The organism is Streptomyces sp. AC627_RSS907 (assembly GCF_019049165.1).
Window position 1 is genome coordinate 1 of sequence record NZ_JAGMUE010001098.1, and the last position, 570, is coordinate 570.

At 73.3% G+C, this 570-nt stretch carries 1 pseudogene; it reads right to left on the reverse strand.

The window, feature by feature from the left end:
- Positions 1 to 245: pseudogene (locus tag KUM32_RS40480) on the reverse strand (stress protein); the annotation flags it as partial.
- Positions 246 to 570: the final 325 nt, after the last annotated feature.

Genomic DNA, 570 nt, shown 5'->3' on the forward strand with positions numbered 1-570 from the left:
GGGCTGACCACCACGGTGACCCGACTGGCGCCGGGGCGCAGGTGCTCGGGCCGCAGCGTGAGCGCGTTCCCGTCGAGGCGTACGCCGGGCGCGCCGGGCTGGTTGAAGAAGACGAAGTCCGCGTCGCCGCCGACCCGTCCGCTCTCGTCGGTGATCAACGCCGACACGTCGAAGGGCCCGGGCACCCGAAGCGTCAGCGCGCCCGCGGGCAGGGCCTGGTTGGCACCGGGAACCAGCTCGTCCATCGTGCACCCCCGCTCGTCCACCTGGCCAACGCGCGCGCCCCGCGCCGGGTTCCCACGCTGTCGCGCCCCGCGCGCCCGGCGGGTTGGCCTGCGAACGGGTGGTCCTGCGCCGCCTCCCGCGCGTGGCGCGCGCGTTCGCCTCCCGTGCCCGGCCCGTACGGGGTTGGCTGCTGGACGGCGTGTCCCGACCCTTGACCCGCCCGGCACCGCAGGGCACAAGAAGAGACAGGAACGTCGGCACCTCGCACCGAGAACACGCCGCACACTCAGCCAACTTCGTTCAGAGGATGAAGAGCATGGACGGCATGCGCAGACGAACCCTGCT